Below are 22,734 nucleotides of genomic sequence, written 5' to 3' on the forward strand. Positions count from 1 at the left end.
GGGTTCCTCTCAGTCGGTGCGCGACGGTGTGGTTGCCGGGGCCTCTGTGGCCGCCCACGACGCGAGCAGGCGCAGCGACTCCTCGGTCGTGGAACCGGGCGTCGCGGTGTACACGGTCATGCCGAGCCCGGGGTCGCCGTGGAGCTCGAGCGTCTGGTAGTGCAGCTCGAGGTCCCCGACGACGGGGTGGCGGAACGTCTTCTGCCCGGCGTAGTGGCGGCGCACGTCGTGGGACGCCCACAGCTCGCGGAACCGCTCGCTCCGCGTCGAGAGCTCGCCCACGAGCGCCTGGAGGCGCCGGTCGTGCGGGCTGCGGCCGGCCTCGCGGCGCAGGATCGTGACGTTCGTCCACGCCGCGCGGTCCCAGTCGGGGTAGAAGTCGTGCGACGCGGGGTCGAGGAAGATGTGCCGCGAGAAGTTCGCCGGGCCCGCGGAGCCCGCGGTCATCGGCGCGTACATCGCGTACCCGAGCGCGTTGGCCGCGACGAGGTCCATGCGGTTGTTCTGGATGAACGCGGGCGCCGTCGTGATCGCGTCGAGCAGGTACTGCAGCTCGGGGCGCACCGGGGTGTCGCCGTGGCCGCGCCGCGGGCGGGCGCCGACGGGGTTGGCGGTGCGCGCGAGGTCGAGCAGGTGCTCGCGCTCGGCCGCGTCGAGGAGCAGGGCACGCGCCACCGACTCGAGCACGACGTCGGACACGCCCCGCAGGTTTCCGCGCTCGAGCCGCGTGTAGTAGTCCACGCTCACGCCGGCGAGCCGGGCGACCTCGTCGCGGCGTAGTCCCGCGACGCGGCGACGGCCGCCGAACGTCTCGATGCCGGCCTGCTCGGGGGTCACCCGGGCCCGGCGGCTCATGAGGAACTCGCGCACCTCGGAACGGTTGTCCATGGCCTCCACGTCTTTCACGGTACGTCGGGACGACGGCGGGCCGCGCGGGCGGGAGTGCCGTGGCCTCCCACCCGCGCGGGGGCACGTCAGCCCGGGTACTCCTCTGGGGCGAGGAGGTCGCCCCACGTCGTCTCGGGCTCGTCGACGCCGGGCGCGGGCGCCTCCCACAGCGCGAGATGGCACAGGAAGCTGTCACCGCTCGCGCCGTGCCAGTGCCACTCGCCCGGGGGCGTGTAGACGGTGTCGCCCGGCCGGAGCTCGACGACCTCGTCGCCCCGCGACTGCACGTAGCCGAACCCCTCGGTGACGTGCAGCGTCTGCCCGACGGCGTGCCGGTGCCACGCGGTGTGCGCGCCGGGGGCGAAGCGGACGAGGTTCAGGCGCGCCCGCGACGGCTCCGTGCCCGCGTAGTAGGAGTTGAACCAGACGTCACCGGTGAACCACGAGGCGGGTCCCTTCACGGTCGGCGTCGTCGGCTGCCTCTCGGTGCTCATGTCTCTCCTCCTGTCAGGACGTCGTTCAGAACGCGACGAGCGTCTTGAGGGACTCGCGGCGGTCCATCGCGGCGTAACCCTCGGCGATGTCGTCGATCGCGACGGTCTTGTCGAACACCCGGCCGGGGTCGATCTCCCCGCGGAGCACCTGCGGGATCGCGTCCTCGAGGTACGCGCGGACGGGTGCGGGCCCGCCGGTGAGCGTGATGTTGCGGCCGAAGAGCGAGCCGAACCCGACCGGTGCGTCCTCGTACTGCGGGACGCCGACGCGGCTGATCACGCCCCCCGCGCGCACGACGCCGTAGGACTGCTCGTAGGCGGGCATGTGCCCGACGGCCTCCAGCACGACGTGGCTGCCCAGGCCGCCGGTGAGGTCACGGACCCGCTGGATCCCCTCGGCGCCCCGCTCGGCGACGACGTCGGTCGCGCCCCACTCGCGCCCCAGGTCGGTCCGCGACGTGTGGCGGCCCATGAGGATGATGCGCTCGGCGCCCATCTGCCGTGCGGCGAGCACGGCGGACAGCCCGACGGCGCCGTCGCCGATGACGGTGACGGTCGTCCGCGCGGAGACGCGTGCCCTGTGCGCCGCGTGGTAGCCGGTGAGGTACACGTCCGAGAGGGTGAGCAGCGAGGGGAGGAGCGGGCTCGTCTCGTCGACGTCCGGCACGGCGACGAGGCTGCCGTCCGCGAGCGGGATGCGCGCGAGCTCGGCCTGCTGGCCACCCACGTCGCCGGGGTTGCCGTAGAACCCGCCGTGCGGGCACGCGGTCTGGAAGCCGTCGCGGCACACGGGGCACGTGTTGTCCGACCACGCGAACGGCGCGATCACGAGGTCGCCCGCGCGGACGGTCGTGACGGCAGAACCGGTCTCCTCCACGATGCCGAGGAGCTCGTGCCCGATCGGGACGCCTTGGTCGGTGTGCGGCATGGAACGGTAGGGGTGCAGGTCGGACCCGCACACGCACGCGCGCACCGCGCGCACGATCGCGTCGGTCGGCTCGACGATCGTCGGGTCGGGGCGGGTCTCGACGCGGACGTCGCGCGCGCCGTAGATGACGGTGGCCTTCAAGGAGCTCTCCGTTGCCGGTGGGGAACTGGGTGCGATCACCATTCGACACCGGGTGCGCGTACTCCTGGGAGTCCCGCTCCTACAGGGTTCTGGCAGTACCTCCCACGACCGGATCGGTGCAGCGACCGGGGGACGGTCAGACATCGGGCCCGGTGGAAGGCTCCCCGTCGTCGACGTGCACCATGACGAGGGCGACGTCGTCCTGGGCGCCGTGGGGGACGAGCTCCGCGAGGAGCGCGTCCAGCAGTTCCTCGGGGGCCACGTCGCCGAGCCCCTCGACCCGGCCCGGGAGCTCGTCGAGCACCTCGCGCAACGACCGGTCCCGGCGCTCGACGAGCCCGTCGGTGTAGAGCAGGAGCGTGTCGCCCGGGTCGAGCGACGCCTCGTGCTCGGTGCGCGGGCCGCCCAGCCCGACGCCGAGCATGGGCGACGGGCGCGCCGTGAGCAGGTGCGCGGTCCCGTCCGCGCGGCGCACGACCGGCGGGAGGTGCCCGGCGCTCGCCCAGCGGACCGCGCGCCGTCCGGCAGGTCCGGGGGCGCCGATGCGCGCGACGGCGACCGTCGCCAGCGCCTGGAGGCCGAGCCCCTCGGCGGTCTGCTCGGCGGCGTCGAGCGCGGTGGCAGGGCCGGCGTCGGTCGCGAAGGCGACGGAGCGGAGGACGCCGCGCAGGTGGCCCATGTGGGCCGCGGCGGCGACGTCGTGCCCGGTCACGTCGCCGACGACGACGGTCGTCTCGCCGTCGGGGTGCACGAACGCGTCGTACCAGTCGCCGCCGACGTGCACCTCGGGGACCGCCGGCCGGTAACGCACGTCGATCGCCAGCCCCGGAATGTCGGGGGGCGGGGTGAGGATCGAGTCCTGGATCGCGAGCGACGCGCTCCGCTCGCGCGTGATCACCTCGGCGTAGCGGTCGACCGACGAGCCGAGGAGCAGCGCGCGGTCGACGAGCGACATCGCGTCCGGGCAGTCGCTCACCTCGCCCCGGCCGGTGTCGGGCGCCGCGGGGCCGCGCGCGAGCACGACGCTCGTCACGTCCTCGGCGCGGTGCACGACGGCCGACACCCGACCGCCCGCGTCCAGGACGGGGAGGTTGGTCGTGATCCACCACCGCTCGGCCCACCTGCCGTCGGGGCGGCGCAGGTCGTACCGGTGCGGCCCGATCATCTCGAGGCGGCCCGTGCGTGCGACCCTCTCGAGCGACCGGACGACCCGTTCGACGGAGCTGCCGTCGGGGCCGTGAGCGGGGAACACGTCGAGGTAGTGGCGGCCGACGACGGCGCTCGCGGGCACGTCGATCGTGCGCAGCAGCGACTCGTTGGCGTCGAGCACCGTGAGGTCCGGGGAGAGCACGGCCTTGGGCGCCGTGAGGACCGCGAAGACGGCGTGGTAGTCGACGGGGCCGGCGGCCCCGTCCGCGTCGCGAGGCGTCCGGACGGCGCCCCCCTGGTTCCCTGCCACACCACGAGCCTGCGCCTCTCGCGGGCACTCGCAAGGGCGAGCGACCTCGACGCCTGCTCGGGGCGCCCGGGCGTTCCCCCAGGGGGCCGTCGTCCGCGAGCTACCCGACGGCCGTGACCGGCGAGGCGAGCGGCGTGCCGGACCCGTCGCGGCGCTGGTCGACCTCCGGCAGGTCGACGGCCTGGCCGCCGGAGCCTGTGGCGCGGGCGGGACCCTGGCCGACCCACGCGAGGATCAGCGCGTCCTCGCCCTTGAGGAACCGCTGCGCCCGGACGCCGCCGGTGCCGCGGCCCTTGCCGGGGTAGAGCTCGTACGGCGTGACCTTGCCGGCCCCGGTCTGGGTGCCCGCGAGGGCGCCCGACGACCCGGCGACGGTGACGACGACCCCGAGGTCGCGCACGTCGGCCGGCACGACGCCGAAGAACGCGACCCGGTGGCCGTCCGCGAGCCGGATGCCGGCCATGCCGCCGGCCGCACGCCCCTGGGGCCGCACCGCGGACGCGTCGAAGTGCAGCAGCGACGCGTCGGTGCTGACGAACACGACCTCGTCCGCGTCGGTCGCGGGCGCCGCGCCGACGACGGTGTCGCCGTCCTTGAGGCCGATGACCTCCCAGTCGTCGCGGTTGCTCGGCACGTCGCCGGGGGCGACGCGCTTGACGACGCCCTGTGCGGTGCCGAGGGCGAGCGGGGGAGCGTCGGGGTCGAGCGACGCGATCGTCACGGCCTCCTCGCCGGGCGCGAGCGCGACGACCTCGCTGAGCGGCACGCCGCCGGACAGGCTCGGCGCGCTGTCGGTGGGCGGCAGCGCGGGCAGGTCGAGCACGGAGACGCGGACCATCCGCCCGCGGCTCGTGACGAGCCCGACCTCACCGCGCGCCGTCGTGCGGACGGCGGCGCGCAGCACGTCGTGGGCGGCGCGCGGGCCGGAGCGCGCCGGCTCCGTCTCGTCGCTCGTGCGGGCCAGCAGACCGGTGGCGGAGAACAGCGCCCAGCAGGGCGTGTCCGCGACCTCGAGCGGGACGGCCGCGGTCGTGGTCGGCGCGGCGCCGGCCGACTCCAGGAGGATGGTGCGGCGCGGGGTGCCGTACGTCTTGGCGACGTCCGCCATCTCTGCCGACACGACGGCGCGCAGCTTCGCGTCGCTCCCGAGGATCTCCTGGAGCTCCTCGATCTCGCGGCGCAGCGTCTCCTGCTCCTTCTCGAGCTCGATGCGCGAGAACTTGGTGAGGCGGCGGAGCTGGAGCTCGAGGATGTACTCGGCCTGCGGCTCGGAGAGGTCGAACACGGTCTGCAGGCGCCCGCGGGCCGTCGCGGCGTCGTCGGACGAGCGGATCACCTGGATGACCTCGTCGATGTCGACGATGGCGATGAGCAGGCCGTCCACGAGGTGGAGCCGCTCGGACCGCTTGCGCAGCCGGTACCTCGATCGGCGCTCGATGACCGTGATGCGGTGCTTCACCCAGACGTCGAGCATCTCGCGCAGGCCGAGCGTGCGCGGCTGCCCGTCGACGAGCGCGACGTTGTTCATGCCGAACGAGTCCTCGAGCGGCGTGAACTTGTAGAGCTGCTCCAGCACGGCCTCGGGGTTGAAGCCCGTCTTCACCTCGACGACGATCCGCAGCCCGTGCTCGCGGTCCGTGAGGTCGGTCGCGGCGGTGATGCCCTGGATCTTCTTCGTCTTGACGCCCTCGGCGATCTTCTCGATCACCTTCTCCGGGCCGACGAGGTACGGCAGCTCGGTGATGACGATGCCCTTGCGGCGCGGGGTGAGGTTCTCCACGCGGGCGGTGGCGCGCGTGCGGAAGGTGCCGCGGCCCGTGCGGTAGGCGTCGCGGACGCCGTCGAGACCGACGATCTTGCCGCCCGTCGGCAGGTCGGGGCCGGGGACGAACCGCATGAGCGCGTCGAGGTCGGCGTCCGGGTGCGCGACGAGGTGGCGTGCCGCGGCGACGACCTCGACGAGGTTGTGCGGCGCCATGTTGGTGGCCATGCCGACCGCGATGCCCGACGCCCCGTTGACGAGCAGGTTGGGGATCGCCGCCGGGAGCACCTCGGGCTGCTGGAGCTTGTTGTCGTAGTTCGGCACGAAGTCGACGACGTCCTCGTCGAGCCCCGCCGTCATCGCGAGCGACGGGGGAGCGAGGCGCGCCTCGGTGTACCGGGAGGCGGCGGGGCCGTCGTCGAGCGTGCCGAAGTTGCCGTGCCCGTCGACGAGCGGGAGGCGCAGCGAGAAGTCCTGCGCGAGGCGCACGAGCGCGTCGTAGATCGCGGCGTCCCCGTGCGGGTGCAGCTTGCCCATGACCTCGCCGACGACGCGCGCCGACTTCACGTGCGCGCGGTCGGGGCGCAGGCCCATGTCGGCCATCATGTAGAGGATGCGGCGCTGGACGGGCTTGAGGCCGTCGCGCGCGTCGGGCAGGGCGCGGGAGTAGATGACGGAGTAGGCGTACTCGAGGAACGACGTCTCCATCTCCGCCTGGACGTCGACGTCGACGATCTTCTCGTTCACCTCGGCCGGGTCGAGCGAGGGGGTCGAGGATTTGCGCGCCATGTGCCTGCGGGCTCCTGCCGTTCGGTGCGCCGCGAGGGCGCGGGATCTGTGCCGGCGTGCGCCGGTGGTGACGTGCTGCGGTCGCGCGCCGCACGCGAGGGTACGCCAACCGTCCGACACGCCGCGTCGCGTCGCCTGTCGAGGGACCATTGTCCTCCCTGGTCGGGCCGGGGTGGCGCAGGCGCACCGCGCCGCCCACCGCATAGCCTGGGGGCGTGAGCGACGGCGGCGCAGCCGGGCGGGGCCCGGACCGGTACCCGGTGGAGTGGGAGGCGGACGTCGTCCTGCGCGACGGGACGACGACGCACGTGCGCCCCATCCGCCCCGAGGACGCCGACGCGCTCCAGCGATTCCACGTGGGCCAGTCCGAGCGCTCGACGTACCTGCGCTTCTTCGCCCCCATGGAACGGCTCTCGGAGCGCGACCTGGAGCGGTTCACGCGGGTCGACCACGTCGACCGCGTCGCGCTCGTCGCGGTCCGTCCGCGCGACGAGGCGGCCGGACCCGCGGAACCGGCCGGCGAGGAGAGGGCCGGCGACGTCGGCGAGGACATCATCGGCGTCGCGCGCTTCGACCGCACGGGCGCGAGCGAGGCCGAGGTCGCCTTCAACATCGCCGACTCGGCGCAGGGCCGAGGGCTGGGGTCCGTGCTGCTCGAGCACGTCGCCGCGGCGGCGCGCGAGCGCGGCGTGCGGCGCTTCACCGCCGAGGTGCTGCCGCAGAACGGCAAGATGCTCGCCGTCTTCCGCGAGGCCGGGTACGACGTGCGCCAGCAGATGGACGACGGGTTCGTCCAGGTGAGCGTCGACCTCGACCCCACGGAACGGTCGCGGGCCGTCATGGCGGACCGCGAGCACCGCGCGGAGGCGCGCAGCATGCAGGGGCTGCTCGGTGCGACGAGCGTCGTGCTCGTGGGTCCGGGCGCGCCGGTCGACGACGGCCAGGACCCCGACGGCGCGCCCCTCGACCGCGTCCTCGCGCACCGCGCCCTGGCCGCGCTCGTGCGCAGCCCCGACGTGACCGTCCACGTGGTGGGTGCCGGCGTGGGCGGGCCCGACGGCGGGGCGGCGCCCCGCACGCACGCGACCCTCGCCGACGTCCCGGGCCCCGTGGACCTCGCGGTCGTGGCGCTGCCGCCCTCGGACGCGATCGAGGCGGTCCGCCAGCTCGCGCGCCACGAGGTGCGCGGCGTCGTCGTGCTGTCCGCCGGGTTCGCCGAGACCGGGCCGGACGGGCTCGCGCTCCAGCGCGAGCTCCTGCGCGTCGCGCACACGGCGGGGCTCCGCGTCGTCGGGCCCGCGAGCTACGGCCTGCTGCGCACGGGCGAGACCCGCGAGCGGCCCGCGCTCGCGGCGACGCTCGCCGAGGACCTGCCGCTGCCCGGCGTCGTGGGCCTGTTCAGCCAGTCGGCGCCCATGGGCGTCACGCTGCTCGCGACCACGGCGCGACGCGGGCTGGGCGTGTCGTCGTTCCTGTCCGCGGGGCACCGGGCCGACGTGTCGGGCAACGACCTCATGCAGTACTGGCAGGACGACGCCGCGACGCAGGTGGTCTGCCTGTACCTCGAGTCGATCGGCAACCCGCGCAAGTTCTCGCGCATCGCGCGCCGCCTCGCGTCGGTCAAGCCCGTCGTGGTCGTCACGGCCGGACGCTCCGGCCAGGTCGTGCCGCCGGGCCATGCCGTGCGCTCGACGCGGGCGCCCCGCCGCACGCTCGAGGAGATGCTGCGCCAGTCGGGCGTGATCCGGGCCGAGAACACGCACCACATGATCGACATCGCCCAGCTCCTCGCGCACCAGCCGCTCCCGGGAGGGCGCCGCGTCGGCATCCTCGCCAGCTCGGCGTCGCTCGCCGCGCTCGTCGCGGAGGCGTCGTCGTCGGCGGGTCTCGTCGTCGCACGGTCGGACTTCCTGCCCGAGGACGCGTCGTCGGACGAGCTCGCCGCCACGGTCGACGCGCTCTACGCGCCCGACGCGTGCGACGTCGTCGTGGTGGTCCAGGTCCCCGTGGTGCACCCGCGCCGCGAGGACCTCTCCCGGGCCGTCGCGCGCGCGGCGGCGCGCACGGGCCGCACGACGGTCGCGAGCATGCTCGGGCTCCACGGCCTCACCGACGAGCTCGCGGCCCCGGCGCCCGACGCGTCGGGCGGTGCGTCCGACGTCCTGCTGCGGGTCCCGGCCTACTCCACGCCCGAGGACGCGGTCGCCGCGCTCGGGGCCGTCGTGCGCTACGCCCGCTGGCGCGAGGCGGACCACGGGACGCCGGTGCGCCCCGCGGGCGTCGACGCGAGCCGCGCCCGCGCCCTCGTCGAGAGCGCCCTGGCGGGCCGGGACGCCATCGACCTCGACCCCGCGACGACCGCCGAGCTGCTCGGGTGCTACGGCGTCCGCGTGTGGCCCGCCCGCCGCGTCCGGACCGCCGACGAGGCCGTCGCGGCCGCGCGCGAGATCGGCTGGCCCGTCGCGCTCAAGAGCACGGCGGCCGGGCTGCGCCACCGCGCGGACCTCGGCGGCGTGCGCCTCGACATCGCGGACGAGGCGGAGCTGCGGTCCGACGTCGCGCAGATGCGCGAGGCGCTCGCGGCCGTGCTGCCCGGAGCCGCCGACCAGCCGTTCGAGGTGCAGGCGATGGCCGACGCGGGCGTCGCGTGCGTGGTGCGCTCGACGGAGGACCAGCTCTTCGGGCCGGTCGTGTCGTTCGGCCTCGCGGGTGACGCGGTCGACCTTCTGGGCGACGTCGCGTACGGGGTGCCGCCGCTGACCGACGTGGACGTCGCGGCCATGGTGCGCTCGGTGCGGGCGGCGCCGCGGCTCTTCGGGTACATGGGCACGCACGTCGTGGCCACGGCCGCGCTCGAGGACGTCCTGGCGCGGGTGTCCGTGCTCGCAGACGACCTGCCGGAGGTGCGCAGCCTCGAGCTCTACCCCGTCGTCGTGTCCGAGCACGAGGCCGCGGTGCTCAGCGCGCGCGTCACGCTCGCGGACGCCCAGCGCGCCGACGCGCTGCGCCGCGCGCTGCCGGGCTGACGTCCGGTCGTCCGTCCACAGGCGGTACGAGCGGGTGGCCGCGGCCGCTCGCCGGATGGGAGAATGCGCGGGTGCCCTCAGCAACCTCGAACCCCTGGACCGACCTGACGACCCAGCTCCACCGCGCCGGCTACTACCCGGAGCTCGTCGCGGACGTCCTCGACCTCGCGGTCGCGGGGGAGGAGATCGTCTCGCACCTCGTGCTCCCGGAGACGACGTTCGACGCGTCCGAGGTGCGCCGGCACCTCACCGTGCTCGTCCTGACCCCCACGCGGCTCGTCACGGCGCACGTCGACGACCACCCGGCCGACAGCGAGAACCCGTCCGCGTCCGCCGCCGCCACGACCGAGTCGGTGCCGCTGGCCGAGGTGCGGTCCGTGTCGCTCACGCACGTCGTGGCCGAGCCGCACGAGCACCGCGCGGGCGCCGCCCCGCTCGAGGTGACGCTCGCCCTCGGCTGGGGCGCGGTCTCGCGCGTCGACCTCGAGCCCGCAGGGTGCGCGGACCCGAGCTGCGACGCCGACCACGGGCTCACGGGGCAGATCACGCCGGACGACGTCGTCGTCCGCGTGAGCGCCGAGGCGGAGGGTCGTGACGCCGTGCGCGCCGCGGTCGACTTCGCGCGCGCCCTCTCGCGCGCCACCGCGAGGCACAGCGCCCGGTGAGCGAGGCACGCACGGACGAGGCCCCTGCCACCCCCGCGCTCCCCGCGGGCCTGCTCGCGCCCGACCTCGGGCTCGGCGGCCTCGCCGCCGTGCTCCCCGGGGCGGCGGGCGCGCTCGGCGTCCGGTTCGCGACCGCCACGGGACTCGGGAGCGAGGAAGCGCGCTCGGCGCTCGACCTGCCGCGCGCCGAGCGGGTGTGCGTCGTCCTCGTCGACGGGCTGGGGCACGTCAACCTCGCGGAGCGCGCCGGGCACGCGCCGTTCCTCCGCTCGCTCCTGCCCGACGCGCGGGCGCTCACCTCGACCTTCCCCAGCACGACGGCCGCCGCGATCGGCGCGTTCGGCACCGGCACGGCACCCGGCCGCACCGGCATGCTCGGGTACACGCAGCGCAACCCGGCGACGGGCGGGCTCGCCAACATGGTGTCGTGGGACGGCGCCCCGCCGCCCGCGGAGCTCCAGCGCGAGACGCCCGTGCTCGAGCGGCTCGCCGCGGCGGACCTCGCCGTGACCTCGACCGGCCCCGCGCGGTTCGCCGGGTCCGGCATGACGGTCGCCGCCCTGCGGGGAGGGGCGTACGCGGCCGCCGAGGGACTCGGGGCGCGCGTCGACGCCGCGGTGCGGGCCCTGTCCCGGCCGGGCCTCGTCTATCTGTACTGGGGCGAGGTGGACAAGGCGGGGCACCACCACGGCAGCACGTCCTGGCAGTGGGGCGACGAGCTCGAGGCGCTCGACCGCGAGCTCGCCCGCCTCGCCCGGTCGGTCCCGCGCGGCACCCTCGTGCTCGTCACCGCGGACCACGGGATGGTCGACGTCGACCCGGCCCTGCGTCGCGACGTCGCCACGGACCCGGTGCTCGCGCGGGGCGTCGCGCTCGTCGGCGGCGAGCCGCGCGCGGTGCACGTCTACACGGAGCCGGGGGAGACGACCGCCGTCGCGGCGCGCTGGCGCGACGTCCTGGGCGACGACGCGCTCGTCCTCGAGCGCGAGGAGGTGCTCGCCCTGGGTCTCCTCGGGCCCGACCCGCGGCCGGAGGCGGTCGCGGCGGCGGGCGACGTGATCGTCGCGCTGCGCGGCCGCGCCACGGTGGTCGACTCGCGCACCCAGACGCCTGCGTCGCTCGCGCTCGTCGGCGTGCACGGCTCGCTCACCGAGCGCGAGATGCGCGTCCCGCTGCTCGTCGCGGGGACCTGACCCCGGCGACGCCCCGCGCCACGCCACGACGCGGCCGCCCGCGACCGCACCGACCGACCCGCACCGACCCGCACCGACCTCGCGAAGGAACGCCCGATGGCCGAGCTCGTCTTCTTCTCCGGGACCATGGACTGCGGCAAGTCCACCCTCGCCCTGCAGCTCGACCACAACCACGCCGCGCGCGGCCGCCGGGGGCTCATCTTCTCCCGCAACGACCGGGCCGGCTCCGACCGGCTCTCGTCGCGGCTCGGGCTCGAGGTCGTCGCGCGCGAGGTGCGCGACGACACGGACTTCTGGTCGCTCGTCACGGCCGAGCTGGACCCGGTGGACTACCTGGTCTGCGACGAGGCGCAGTTCTACTCTCCGGCGCAGGTGGAGCAGCTCGCGCGGCTCGTCGACGAGACGGAGATCGACGTCTTCGCGTTCGGCATCACGGCCGACTTCCGTACGCGGCTCTTCCCCGGCTCGGCCCGGCTCATCGAGCTCGCCGACCGGGTCGAGGTGCTGCAGGTCGAGTCGCTGTGCTGGTGCGGCCGACGCGCGACGCACAACGCCCGCACGGTCGACGGGAGCATGGTCATCGAGGGCGACCAGGTCGTCGTCGGGGACGTCGGGGCGGGCTCGGGGGAGATCGGCTACGAGGTGCTGTGCCGTCGGCACCACATGCGCCGCATGACCACGGCCGTCGCGCGCCGCCAGGCCGCGGCCGACGGGCTGCCGTTCGACCTGCCGCACTGAGCAGGCGCCCGGCGACGGTGCCCTCGGCCGGCGCGCTGCGCCTACTCGGGGCGCGCCCCGAACACGATCTCGTCCCAGCTCGGGACCGTCGCGCGCGAGCGGTTCTTGCCCTTGCGGGGCTCGCGCGCGGTCTGGGGCCGCGCCGCGCGCTGCGGCTCGTCCGCGTCCACCGAGACCGTGCCGCCCGAGCGCTCCTCGCGCGGAGGAGGGCCGCCCGCGCCGTCCTGCGGGCCCGAGGAGGGGTCGTCCGGGGCGTCGTCGGGCACCGGGTCCGGGAGGCGCACCGCGTCGAGCGGACGGACGGTCGGGAGGTGGACCACGGTCGCCCCCGCGGGTGCGGCCGTGTCGTCCGGAGCGTCCTGCGACGCGTCCTCGTCGTGCCGGGCCCCCACCTGCGGCCCGAACCCCTCGAACGGCTCCTGACCCTCGACCTCGACGGGGCCGGCCGGGGCCTTGCGGGGGCGCACGCCCCGGCGCTGGCTCAGGTCGTCGAGGAGCTCGGCCGTCCCGTCGTCGGGCGGGGTCGGGGGAGCGGCACGGAGCCCCCGGCCGCGCCCCGTCGCGTCGACGTCGAACACCGCGACGGCGCCGGGCGTCGGGTCGCGCGGGGCGTCGGTGCCCGAGAGCCAGCGGGCCTCGTCGTCGAGCGCCTGGAGCGCGCGCGTCGCCGCGTCGTACTCCCAGCGGGCCGTCCGGCTGCCCGTCCCGACCTCGAACGCCGCGGTCACGACCCACGACGCCCCGGGCTGGCGAGCGGCGCTCCACTCCACGGCGTCGGGCTCGACGTCGCGCGCGGCGAGTCGCTGCGCGACGAGCTCCCCGACCGTCGGCGAGTCCTCCTCGTGCCCCTGGCGGGACGCGCGGACCCGGTCGACGACGTACTCCTGCTCGGCGACGACCGGGCCCGCGAAGCGGCGCACGTGCTCCACCCCGAGGCCCGCGGCCTCGGCGACCGCCTCCACGGACTCCCCGGCGCGCAACCGGGCCTGGATCTCGCGCGGGGCGAGGTTGCGCTCGCCCTCCGCGCGCAGGTGCTCCAGGTGCGGGCGGTCGCGGCGCACGGCCGCGCGCAGCGCCTCGGTGATCGGCAGCGTGAACTCCGCGCCGCCCCGCGCGCGCAGGACGAGGTGCTCCCCGTCCTCGTGCAGTCTCACCAGCTCCAGCTCGTCCATGGACCCTCCCGTGTCGCCGCGCCCGGTGGCGCTCGCGGTGCCGCTCCCGGAGCCGCCCGGTCGCCCGATGCCGCCCCGGTCGCCGGTGCCGTGCCGCGACCCCGTCTCCCGGGCCGGCGGACCGCGACGACCGCGTCACCGCTCCCTCGAGGGTGCCATCGTCCCACCCGCGAGCCGCGCAGCACGCGCGGTGTGCCGCGGACTCGGCGCGCGCTCGTCCGCGCCCCGGGTGCGGGCGGCTGGGATGATGCCGGGTGTGATCCTCGACCTCGTGCCCGGCGACGCCCTCGAGCTCGGCGGCGTCTTCTTCGCGGCGCTCTCGGGCGGGCTCGCCGCCGTGCGCAAGCGGTTCGACCTCGTGGGCGTCCTGGTCCTCGCCTGGGTCGCCGGCCTCGGCGGCGGTCTGCTGCGCGACGTCCTGATCGGCGCGATCCCCCCGGTCGGGATCTCGGACTGGCGGCTCGTCGCCGTCGCGGTGCTCGCGGGCGTCGTGACGTTCTTCTGGCACCCACGTCTGGAACGGCTGCGGCGGAGCATCATCGTGCTCGACGCGGGCGCGCTCGCGCTCTTCGTGCTCTCCGGCACGATGAAGGGCCTCGAGTACGGGGTGGGCCCGCTCGCGGCGGTCTTCGCGGGCGTCATCACCGGCGTCGGCGGCGGGATCCTGCGCGACCTGCTGACCAACGAGGCGCCGCTCCTGTTCCAGGACAAGCAGCTCTACGCGATCCCGGCGCTCGCGGGCGCCGCGCTGACCGCCGCGCTCGCGGAGGCCGGCGCGCTCGGCCTGCTCTCCCAGGCGGCGGTCCTCGCGCTCGTGTTCGGCTTCCGCCTCGTCTCCCTCCGTCTGGGCTGGTCCGCCCCGGGCCCCTGGGAGGGTCGCACCGCACGCCGCGGGTCGGGCAGGATGTGACCCGTGCGCCTCTTCATCGACGACCCCCGACAGCCCGACGACGTGACCGTGGCCGACCTGCGCGACCTCGCCGAGCGCCTCGCGCGCGAGGCCGGGGACCTCGTCCGCTCCGGCCGCCCCGACCGCGTCGAGGTGGCCGCCACGAAGTCGACGGCCACGGACGTCGTGACGCGCATGGACGCCGACTCCGAGGCGCTCCTGCGACGCGGCATCGCGGCGGCCCGCCCGGACGACGCGATCCTCGGCGAGGAGGAGGGCGCGTCGGCGGGCACGTCCGGCATCACCTGGGTCATCGACCCCGTCGACGGCACGGTCAACTACCTCTACGGGATCGCGTCGTACGCGGTGTCCGTCGCCGCCGTGGTGGGCCCGCCGGACCCGCTCGAGTGGACCGTCCTCGCCGGTGCGGTGCACTCCGTCGTCGACGGCCGCACCTGGACCGCGGGCCTCGGGGCCGGGGCGACGGTGGACGGGCGCCCGGTCCGCGTGAACGCCGAGACCGACCTGGGGCAGTGCCTGGTCGGCACGGGCTTCGGGTACGACGCGGGGCGGCGCCGCGCGCAGGCGCGCGTGCTGGTCGACGTGCTGCCCCGGGTGCGGGACATCCGTCGCCTCGGCTCCGCGGCGATCGACCTGTGCCTCGTCGCCTCGGGCGAGCTCGACCTCTACTACGAGCGCGGCCTCAACCCGTGGGACATGGCTGCGGGCGCCCTCGTCGCGCACGAGGCGGGCGCGCGCGTGACGGGTCTGCGAGGCCGTGCCGCGGACCGCGAGATGACCGTCGCGGGGCCGCCCGAGGCGGTCGCCCGGCTCGTCCGGATCCTCGAGGACGTGGACGCCGACTCGGACTCCTGAGCGCGACCGGGCGGACTGGAAGCGTTCCCGCCCGGCCGGCCCGGACGACCCCGTGTTCGCCCGTGACGAACGACACCGGGCGGGCGGGGTGCCACAGGGTGCATCCCTCCCGGAAATGGTGCAGAATCCGGTGGCCCGCCGGGAACAATTCCGGTGCGCCGTGCATTGACCAGCGTGCAACGCCTCGACGACCTCGGGGCACGACACGTCACGGGGTGCCCCCGCGCCCCGCACCTGTGCCGCCCGGCACGACCGGCCATCGCCGGTGGTCCCGGGCGAGCACTGTCGCGATCGACGAATACTCCGGAGAGTGACCCCACAGATGGCAACAGACTACGACGCCCCCCGCAAGAGTGAAGAGGAGCTCAGCGAGGACTCGCTCCAGGAGCTCCAGGCTCGTCGCTCCGACAAGAGCTCGGGCGTCGTTGACGAGGACGAGACCGAGGCGGCGGAAGGTTTCGAGCTGCCCGGTGCCGACCTGTCCGGCGAGGAGCTCTCCGTCCGGGTCCTGCCTCGTCAGGCCGACGAGTTCACGTGCTCGAGCTGCTTCCTCGTGCACCACCGCAGCCAGCTCGCGTACGAGAAGAACGGGCAGCAGATCTGCTCGGAGTGCGCCGCCTGACCTGCACGACGCCCGAAGGCCGCCGCCCCCTCCCCCGGGGCGGCGGCCTTCGCCGTTCCTGGCGGCGCCTCGCGCCGCACCCGTCAGGACGCGCGTGCGGCCCGGACCGCGTCCGCGAGGCGCTGCGGGTGGCGTGTGGAGACGAGCCAGTACGGCGTCGGGTCCTGCGGGTCGTCGAGCACCACGTGCACGCCGGTGCGGGCCCACGCGCGCAGGCACACGTAGGCGCGGGCGTCGAGCCGGGGCCCGAGCTGGACGCGCATCGCCTCCGCGTCCAGGGTCGTGACCTGACCGAGCAGCGACGCCGGGACGTGCGCACGCCCGGCGCGGAGCTCGCCGTCCGCCACCGCGACGACCGGGGAGGTCCACCAGAGCGCGACGACGCCCGCCACCGCGGCGAGCGCGCCGACGCCGAGCGCGATCGCGTGGCTCGCGGGCCACAGCGCGATCCCGAGCACCAGGGCGAACCCGAGGGCCGCGGCCCAGCCGCCGACGCCCGGGACGAGCCGCTCGCGGTACGACGTCAGGCCCTCGGCGCGGGGTGCCCCGGCGGTTCCCGGGGTCGAGGAGGGCGTGCTGCGGTCGGCGGGGTCCGTCATGGGTCCATCATCCCAGCAGTCGGGGCCTCGCCCGACGTGCTCGCCCGGCCCGCCCCGGACCATTAGGCTCTGCCGGGTGCCGAACCACCACCAGCCCGAGACCGGGGACGTCGACGTCCTCATCACGCTCCTCGACGACGTCCCGGTGCCGTCCTACGCCCACCCGGGCGACGCCGGCGCCGACCTCGTGACGACCGTCGACGTCGAGCTGGCACCGGGGGAGCGCGTCGTCGTCCCGACGGGCGTCTCGATCGCGCTGCCCGACGGCTACGCGGCGTTCGTGCACCCGCGCTCCGGTCTCGCCGCGAAGCACGGCCTGACGGTCGTCAACGCGCCGGGCACCGTCGACGCCGGCTACCGCGGCGAGATCAAGGTGACGCTGCTCAACACCGACGCGCGGGAGGCCGTCGCCCTGCGCCGCGGCGACCGCGTCGCGCAGCTCGTGGTGCAGAAGGTCGAGCGCGCGCGGTTCGTGCAGGCCGAGCGGCTGCCCGGTTCGCACCGCGGCGAGGGCGGCTTCGGGTCGAGCGGCGGGTGGGGCGCGGCGACCTGACAGGTCGCGGACGGGCGCCGGCGCGGGAGCCGCACGCCCGTCGTCGCACAGCGAACGTCGCACCACGACCGTCGCTGCGCGGGCTAGTGTGGAAGCAGCGCGGGGCGAGCGCCCCGCGAGGAGTCCCGGCCGAGGGCCGGGCAGGTGAAGGAGTTCCTCCGTGGGTCTGTTCCGTCGCTCCAGGTCGTCCGAGCCGACCGAGTCGCCCGAGCCGTCGGCGCCGTCGGGCGCGACGTCCGAGCAGGTCGACGACGGCGCTCCCGTCGCCGACCCGACCGACGCGAAGCCGGCCCGCGGCCCGTACGACTCCTCCCAGGTGCCCGAGCGCGGGCCCCGCCTCGACCTGGGCGCCGTGTGGCTGCCCGGCGTGCCCGGCATGGAGCTGCGCATGGAGGTCGACAAGAAGACCCAGCGCATCACCGGCGTCGCGTGCGCCGTGGCGGGCTCCGGGCTGCAGGTGCAGGCCTTCGCGGCGCCGCGCACGGAGGGCATCTGGGACGAGATCCGCGGCGAGATCGCCGCGTCGGTGACCAAGCAGGGCGGCACGGTCGACGACCTTCCCGGCCCGTTCGGCCGCGAGCTGCTCGCCCGCATCCCCGCGCAGACGCCGGACGGGCGCCCGGGCGTGCGCCCCGCGCGGTTCGTGGGCTTCGACGGCCCCCGCTGGTTCCTCCGCGGCGTCCTCACGGGCAAGGCGGCGGTCGACCCTGCCGAGGCCCGGCTGCTCGAGTCCGTGTTCGCCAACATCGTCGTCGTGCGCGACCAGAGCCCGCGCCCGCCGCGCGACCTCCTCGCCCTGCACCTGCCGGGCAAGGGGCCGGCCGCGGCGGCACCGGCACCCGCCGGCGCGCCGGAGGCGCCCTCGTTCGACCCGCTGACGCGTGGGCCGGAGATCACGGAGATCCGCTGACATGGCCCCCACCCTGCGGGACGCCTGGCGCACCGCTCTCGCCTCCCAGGAGGAGCTCGCCGCCGACGAGGAGCGCTCCGAGGCCGCACGGCAGAAGGGCTGCCGCGCCGTGTCCGAGCTCCCCAACCGCCGCCGGGCCAAGATCTCGGGCGTCCTGCGGTCGGTCGTGCTGCGGCCGCGCGAGGGCGTTCCGACGGTCGAGGTGGAGCTGTTCGACGGCTCCGGCGTCGTGGACCTCGTGTGGCTGGGCCGTCGTCGCATCGCGGGGATCGAGCCCGGTCGTCGCGCCCTCGTCGAGGGCCTGGTGTGCGACGTCGACGGTCGCCGCACCATCTTCAACCCGCGCTACGAGCTCCTCGCCAAGCCGGGGGAGTGACCTCGCGCCCGCCCGCGCGGCGGTGCCGTACGATCCTGCGGACGTGCGGTGGCCGATCGGCCGCACGCCCGGACCGTGACCGACCGATCCCGAGCCACCGAGGACGCCACGAGATGACGAGCAGCAGCGACGCGAGCGGCGGTCCCGCGGACGGCCGTCCCGGCCCCGGGCACGCGCCGGAGGGGATCGCTCACGACGCCGAGGTCGCGGAGACGGTCGTCGACGACGTCGCCGCGCCCGAGGACGGTCGCGCCCGCGGCGTCCGCGCGCTCGCCGGGCAGGACTTCTCCGTGGCCGACGCCATCGGGGGCGTGCGCGGGCTCGTCGAGTCGGTCGCCCCGGGCCTCGTCTTCGTCGTCGTCTACGTCGCCACGACGAACCTGCGGTGGGCGCTCGTGACCTCGGTCGCGGCGGCGCTGATCGCCGTCGCGGCGCGACTGGTCCATCGCACTCCCGTCACGCAGGCGTTCGGCGGTCTCCTGGGCGTCGGCATCGGCGTGGTCTGGGCGTGGCGCTCGGGCGAGGCGCAGGACTACTTCGCGTGGGGCCTGTGGACGAACGCCGCCTACCTCGTCGCGCTCCTCGTCTCCGTCCTGGCCCGCTGGCCGCTCGTCGGGCTCGTGGTCGAGGGCTTCCGCAGCGGCTTCGGCGCGGGCGGCGCGTCCGGGTCGGCCGGGACGACGGCGGAGGGGACGTCCGACGCGGCCGCCGCCCCGGACGCCTCGGCCGAGCAGCCCGTGGGGGCCGCGACGTCGGCCGCAGCACCTGCTGACGCGGACGGCGCCGAGCCCGGCGCGTTCGCCCGCTGGGCCCGCGCCTGGCGGTCCGACCGGGCCCTGATGCGCCGGTACACCGCCGCGACGTGGCTCTGGATCGGCCTGTTCGCCGCCCGGCTCGCGGTCCAGGTCCCGCTCTACCTCGACGGCGACGTCGGCTGGCTCGGCACCGCGCGCCTCGTCATGGGCATCCCGCTGTGGGCCCTCGTCCTGTGGCTCACGTGGATCCTGGTGCGCCGGCCGCACGGCGCGGCGGCCCCGTCGGCGTAGAGCCGACGACCGCGGCCGCGCGCCCCGTCAGAGAAGGGTGTCGTCGGCCTCGGGCGCCTCGACGGGCGCGTCCGGAGCGGTCGGCTCCACCTCGGTCCGGCCGGCGAGGAGCCGACCGAGGGCACCCTCGTCCGCCTCGTCGCCCGTGACGAGCAGCAGCTCGTCCCCGGCCTCGAGCGTGTCGTCCTGGCTGGGCGCGATCGGCCGCGTGCCGCGGACGATCGCCGCGAGCACCGTGTCCGCGGGCCAGCTCACCTCGCCGACCCGGTGACCGACGAGCGGCGAGGTCGGCGGCAGCGTGACCTCGAGGATGTCCGCGCCGGACTGGTGGAACGTGAAGATGCGGACGAGGTCGCCGACGGCGACGGCCTCCTCGACCATCGCGGTCATGATGCGGGGCGTCGAGACGGCGACGTCCACGCCCCACGACTCGTCGAACATCCACTCGTTCTTCGGGTTGTTCACGCGGGCGACCGTGCGGGGCACCCCGAACTCGGTCTTGGCGAGGAGCGACACGACGAGGTTCACCTTGTCGTCGCCCGTGGCCGCCACGATGACGTCGCACTCCTCGACCTTGGCCTCGGCGAGCGTCGAGAGCTCGCACGCGTCGGCGAGCAGCCAGTCGGCCTCCGCGACCTGGGCGACCCGCATGGCCGCCGGCTGCTTGTCGATCAGCATGACCTCGTGCTCGTGGCTGAGGAGCTCGCGGGCGATCGAGCGGCCGACCGAGCCCGCCCCGGCGATGACGACGCGCATCACTCGGCCTCGACCTTCGGAGCGTGGGTGAGCTTGCGTTCGACGACGGCGGCCTGCTCGTCGTCCATGAGCACGTGCAGCACGTCGTTCTCCTGCAGGACGGTGCGGTCGGTGACGAGGACCCCGTCGCCGAAGCGGCTGACGAACGCCACGCGAGCGCCGGTGGCGTCCTCGATGGCGCGGACGGTGCGCCCGACCCAGTCGGGGTGGAAGTCGACCTGCGCGAGCCGCACGCGCCCGGACGGGTCGCGGTACTCGTCGGTCGCGCCGAACGGGAGCATGCGGCGCAGCACCTGGTCCGCGGTCCAGCGCACGGTCGCGACCGTGGGGATGCCGAGGCGCTGGTAGATCTCCGCGCGCTGGGGGTCGTAGATGCGGGCCACGACCTTCTCGACGCCGAACGTCTCCCGCACGACGCGCGCGGAGAGGATGTTCGAGTTGTCGCCGTCGGAGACCGCGGCGAACGCGTAGGCCTCCTCGATCCCGGCCTGCACGAGCGTGTCGCGGTCGAACCCGACCCCGGTCACCTTCTTGCCGGTGAACTCGGCCGGGAGGCGCCGGAACGCGTCGGGGTTCTGGTCGACGACGGCGACGGAGTGGCCGCTCGACTCGAGAGACTGGGCGAGCGTCGCGCCCACGCGCCCGCAGCCCATGATGACGAAGTGCACGCACCGAACGCTACCGCTCGCGGGGCGGTCGGGCGCGCACCAGCGCGACCGGGCGCCGTCGGGCATAGCATGTGGCCTCGTGTCGGAGATCGCTGATGCCGCGAAGCGGCTGCTGCTCGGGCGGCCGGTCCGCAGCGAGCACCTGGGGCACACGCTGCTGCCCAAGCGTGTGGCCCTGCCCGTGTTCGCGTCCGACGCCCTGTCGTCGGTCGCGTACGCCCCGGACGAGATCCTCCTGACGCTCGCCCTCGCGGGCCTCAGCGCGACGATGATCTCGCCGTGGGTGGGCCTCGCGGTCGTGGTCGTGCTGCTGACCGTCGTGGCGTCGTACCGCCAGAACGTGCGCGCCTACCCCTCGGGCGGCGGCGACTACGAGGTCGCCACGGTCAACCTCGGCCCGACGGCGGGAGTCGGCGTCGCGTCGGCGCTCATGGTCGACTACGTCCTCACCGTCGCCGTCTCGATCTCGTCGGGGGCGCAGTACGCGGCCAGCGCCATCCCGGCGCTGCGCGACCACGAGGCGGCCTTCGCGATCGGGCTCGTCGTCGTCCTCACGCTCGTCAACCTGCGCGGGGTCAAGGAGTCCGGGACGTTCTTCGCGATCCCGGTCTACCTCTTCATGCTGGCCATCGGCACGACGGCGATCGTCGGGTTCTTCCAGTACGTCACCGGCAACCTCGGCCCGGCGGAGAGCGCGGAGTTCGAGCTCACGGCGGAGAGCGGGTTCGACCAGGGTCTGATCGGCATCGCGGGCGCGTTCCTCGTGGCCCGGGCGTTCGCCTCCGGCTGCGCCGCCCTGACCGGCGTCGAGGCCATCAGCAACGGCGTCCCGGCGTTCCGCAAGCCCAAGTCGCGCAACGCCGCCACGACGCTGGCCCTGCTGGGTGGCATCTCCGCCGTGATGATGATGTCGATCCTCTTCCTCGCGCGCGCGACCGGCGTGCACTACGCCGAGGACCCGCACACGCAGCTCTCGCTGAACGGGGAGCCGCTGCCCGTGGACTACGTGCAGCACCCGGTGATCGGGCAGCTCGCCGAGACCGTGTTCAGCGGGGCGCCCGTGCTCTTCTACGTCGTGTCCGCGGTGACGGGGCTCATCCTCGTGCTCGCGGCGAACACGGCGTTCAACGGCTTCCCCGTCCTCGGCTCGATCCTCGCGAAGGACGGCTACCTGCCGCGCCAGCTCCACACGCGCGGCGACCGGCTCGCGTTCTCCAACGGCATCATCACGCTGGCCGTCGCGGCGATCGTGCTCATCTGGGCGTTCGACGCGCAGGTCACGCGCCTCATCCAGCTCTACATCGTCGGCGTGTTCGTGTCGTTCACCCTGTCCCAGCTCGGCATGGTGCGGCACTGGACGCGCGCGCTGCGCACCGAGCACCAGCCCCGCGAGCGGGCACGCATGCGGCGCTCGCGCGTGGTCAACACGGTGGGTCTGGCGATGACCGGGACGGTCCTCGTCATCGTCCTCATCACGAAGTTCACCCACGGCGCCTGGATCGCGATCCTCGCGATGGCGCTCGTGTTCGTGCTCATGAAGTCGATCCGCAAGCACTACGACAGGGTGCGCGACGAGCTCGCGCTCGGCGACGAGGCCGCCGCGGCCCGCGCCCTGCCCAGCCGCGTGCACGCGATCGTCCTCGTGTCCAAGATCCACCGCCCCACGATGCGGGCGCTCGCGTACGCACGGGCGTCGCGCCCGTCCGTGCTAGAGGCCGTCACCGTCGGGGTGGACTCGGAGGACGTCGAGGACCTCATGCGGCAGTGGGAGGCGCTCGACCTCCCGGTCCCGCTGCGCGTCCTGGACTCGCCGTTCCGCGAGATCACGCGCCCGGTGCTGTCGTACGTGCGCTCGGTCCGCAGAGAGTCGCCGCGCGACCTCGTGGTCGTCTACATCCCCGAGTACGTCGTGGGCCACTGGTGGGAGCAGCTCCTGCACAACCAGAGCGCGCTGCGCCTCAAGGGCCGCCTGCTCTTCACGCCGGGCGTCGTCGTGGCGTCCGTGCCGTGGCAGCTCGCCTCGACCGAGGGGCAGACCGGGCTCGAGGGCGAGGGGTTCCGCCAGCGCTTCACCGGGTACTGATCCCCGCGCGGCCACGGTCGTGACCCGGGCCCGTTCCCGAGGGGGGAGCGGGCCCTCGGCGCGCGCGGAACGGCGTCCCGGCGGGTGCGTCGGGCCGGGTC

20 protein-coding genes and 2 pseudogenes are annotated in these 22,734 nt (G+C 75.2%); 12 read left to right on the forward strand and 10 right to left on the reverse strand.

Annotated elements, in window-relative coordinates; genetic code table 11:
* Positions 1-9: 9 nt before the first annotated feature.
* The 6 genes and pseudogenes from NHH00_RS00225 to NHH00_RS00245 form a co-directional block, all read right to left on the reverse strand.
* On the reverse strand, positions 10-888 hold the full coding sequence (locus tag NHH00_RS00225; RefSeq protein ID WP_253049073.1) for a helix-turn-helix transcriptional regulator: 879 nt from the start codon (positions 886-888) through the stop codon (positions 10-12).
* A gap of 86 nt (positions 889-974) precedes the next feature.
* Positions 975-1,382 (reverse strand): (R)-mandelonitrile lyase, encoded by a 408-nt coding sequence (locus NHH00_RS00230; RefSeq protein ID WP_253049075.1) that lies wholly within the window; start codon positions 1,380-1,382, stop codon positions 975-977.
* A gap of 25 nt (positions 1,383-1,407) precedes the next feature.
* Positions 1,408-1,998: pseudogene (locus tag NHH00_RS21210) on the reverse strand (zinc-binding dehydrogenase); the annotation flags it as partial.
* 57 nt (positions 1,999-2,055) lie between these two features.
* A pseudogene (locus tag NHH00_RS21215) lies at positions 2,056-2,595 on the reverse strand (alcohol dehydrogenase catalytic domain-containing protein); the annotation flags it as partial.
* Positions 2,588-3,910 carry a PP2C family protein-serine/threonine phosphatase gene (locus NHH00_RS20890; RefSeq protein WP_253049081.1) on the reverse strand — a complete coding sequence of 441 codons (1,323 nt, stop codon included), beginning with the start codon at positions 3,908-3,910 and terminating at the stop codon, positions 2,588-2,590. The gene NHH00_RS20890 and the pseudogene NHH00_RS21215, both read right to left, overlap by 8 nt.
* Before the next feature lie 100 nt (positions 3,911-4,010).
* Positions 4,011-6,461 carry a DNA gyrase/topoisomerase IV subunit A gene (locus NHH00_RS00245; RefSeq protein WP_253049084.1) on the reverse strand — a complete coding sequence of 817 codons (2,451 nt, stop codon included), beginning with the start codon at positions 6,459-6,461 and terminating at the stop codon, positions 4,011-4,013.
* A 215-nt stretch (positions 6,462-6,676) separates the two neighbouring features.
* On the opposite strand from NHH00_RS00245, the gene NHH00_RS00250 reads away from it, so the two are divergent.
* The 4 genes from NHH00_RS00250 to NHH00_RS00265 all read left to right on the forward strand — a co-directional run bounded on the left by NHH00_RS00250 (position 6,677) and on the right by NHH00_RS00265 (position 12,083).
* Positions 6,677-9,487: a bifunctional acetate--CoA ligase family protein/GNAT family N-acetyltransferase gene (locus NHH00_RS00250; protein WP_253049087.1), complete on the forward strand. Its 2,811-nt coding sequence runs from the start codon at positions 6,677-6,679 to the stop codon at positions 9,485-9,487.
* A 71-nt stretch (positions 9,488-9,558) separates the two neighbouring features.
* Positions 9,559-10,152 (forward strand): DUF5998 family protein, encoded by a 594-nt coding sequence (locus NHH00_RS00255; RefSeq protein ID WP_253049090.1) that lies wholly within the window; start codon positions 9,559-9,561, stop codon positions 10,150-10,152.
* Complete coding sequence (locus tag NHH00_RS00260) at positions 10,149-11,345, forward strand: alkaline phosphatase family protein (RefSeq protein WP_253049093.1); 1,197 nt, start codon at positions 10,149-10,151, stop codon at positions 11,343-11,345. The genes NHH00_RS00255 and NHH00_RS00260 overlap by 4 nt, the downstream gene beginning before the upstream one ends.
* Positions 11,346-11,441: 96 nt before the next feature.
* On the forward strand, positions 11,442-12,083 hold the full coding sequence (locus NHH00_RS00265; protein ID WP_253049096.1) for a thymidine kinase: 642 nt from the start codon (positions 11,442-11,444) through the stop codon (positions 12,081-12,083).
* Positions 12,084-12,124: 41 nt separating this feature from the next.
* Here NHH00_RS00265 and sepH read toward each other — a convergent pair whose 3' ends face one another.
* Positions 12,125-13,255, reverse strand: coding sequence for a septation protein SepH (gene sepH, locus NHH00_RS00270; RefSeq protein WP_253049101.1), 1,131 nt, complete (start codon positions 13,253-13,255; stop codon positions 12,125-12,127).
* Positions 13,256-13,511: 256 nt separating this feature from the next.
* Between sepH and NHH00_RS00275 the strand changes: the two genes are divergently transcribed.
* The 3 genes from NHH00_RS00275 (at position 13,512) to NHH00_RS00285 (ending at position 15,642) form a co-directional block, all read left to right on the forward strand.
* Positions 13,512-14,165, forward strand: a complete 654-nt coding sequence (locus NHH00_RS00275; protein ID WP_253049103.1) for a trimeric intracellular cation channel family protein — start codon at positions 13,512-13,514, stop codon at positions 14,163-14,165.
* Between the two features lie 3 nt (positions 14,166-14,168).
* Positions 14,169-15,020 (forward strand): inositol monophosphatase family protein, encoded by an 852-nt coding sequence (locus NHH00_RS00280; protein ID WP_253049106.1) that lies wholly within the window; start codon positions 14,169-14,171, stop codon positions 15,018-15,020.
* 322 nt (positions 15,021-15,342) lie between these two features.
* Complete coding sequence (locus NHH00_RS00285) at positions 15,343-15,642, forward strand: DUF4193 domain-containing protein (protein WP_047234722.1); 300 nt, start codon at positions 15,343-15,345, stop codon at positions 15,640-15,642.
* An 83-nt stretch (positions 15,643-15,725) separates the two neighbouring features.
* Here the strand turns inward: NHH00_RS00285 and NHH00_RS00290 are convergent, their stop codons facing one another.
* On the reverse strand, positions 15,726-16,241 hold the full coding sequence (locus tag NHH00_RS00290) for a DUF3093 domain-containing protein (RefSeq protein ID WP_253049110.1): 516 nt from the start codon (positions 16,239-16,241) through the stop codon (positions 15,726-15,728).
* A 76-nt stretch (positions 16,242-16,317) separates the two neighbouring features.
* Here NHH00_RS00290 and dut point away from each other — a divergent pair, with 76 nt between their 5' ends.
* From dut to NHH00_RS00310, 4 genes are all read left to right on the forward strand, one after another.
* The gene (gene dut, locus NHH00_RS00295; RefSeq protein WP_253049112.1) at positions 16,318-16,794 is read left to right on the forward strand and encodes a dUTP diphosphatase; all 477 of its coding nucleotides are present in this window, start codon (positions 16,318-16,320) and stop codon (positions 16,792-16,794) included.
* A gap of 160 nt (positions 16,795-16,954) precedes the next feature.
* Positions 16,955-17,704 (forward strand): DUF3710 domain-containing protein, encoded by a 750-nt coding sequence (locus NHH00_RS00300; RefSeq protein ID WP_253049115.1) that lies wholly within the window; start codon positions 16,955-16,957, stop codon positions 17,702-17,704.
* Between the two features lies 1 nt (position 17,705).
* Positions 17,706-18,080, forward strand: coding sequence for an OB-fold nucleic acid binding domain-containing protein (locus NHH00_RS00305; RefSeq protein ID WP_087471902.1), 375 nt, complete (start codon positions 17,706-17,708; stop codon positions 18,078-18,080).
* A gap of 113 nt (positions 18,081-18,193) precedes the next feature.
* Positions 18,194-19,126 (forward strand): DUF3159 domain-containing protein, encoded by a 933-nt coding sequence (locus tag NHH00_RS00310; RefSeq protein ID WP_253049118.1) that lies wholly within the window; start codon positions 18,194-18,196, stop codon positions 19,124-19,126.
* Between the two features lie 27 nt (positions 19,127-19,153).
* On the opposite strand, the gene NHH00_RS00315 is transcribed toward NHH00_RS00310, so the two are convergent.
* Both NHH00_RS00315 and NHH00_RS00320 read right to left on the reverse strand, forming a co-directional pair.
* Complete coding sequence (locus NHH00_RS00315; protein ID WP_253049121.1) at positions 19,154-19,882, reverse strand: potassium channel family protein; 729 nt, start codon at positions 19,880-19,882, stop codon at positions 19,154-19,156.
* Positions 19,882-20,535, reverse strand: a complete 654-nt coding sequence (locus NHH00_RS00320) for a potassium channel family protein (RefSeq protein ID WP_087472929.1) — start codon at positions 20,533-20,535, stop codon at positions 19,882-19,884. The genes NHH00_RS00315 and NHH00_RS00320 overlap by 1 nt, the downstream gene beginning before the upstream one ends.
* A gap of 94 nt (positions 20,536-20,629) precedes the next feature.
* On the opposite strand from NHH00_RS00320, the gene NHH00_RS00325 reads away from it, so the two are divergent.
* Positions 20,630-22,633 carry an APC family permease gene (locus NHH00_RS00325; RefSeq protein ID WP_253049123.1) on the forward strand — a complete coding sequence of 668 codons (2,004 nt, stop codon included), beginning with the start codon at positions 20,630-20,632 and terminating at the stop codon, positions 22,631-22,633.
* Positions 22,634-22,734: the final 101 nt, after the last annotated feature.

Origin of the sequence: Cellulosimicrobium cellulans, from assembly GCF_024124905.1 — a bacterium.
Taxonomy (GTDB): Bacteria; Actinomycetota; Actinomycetes; order Actinomycetales; family Cellulomonadaceae; genus Cellulosimicrobium; species Cellulosimicrobium cellulans_G.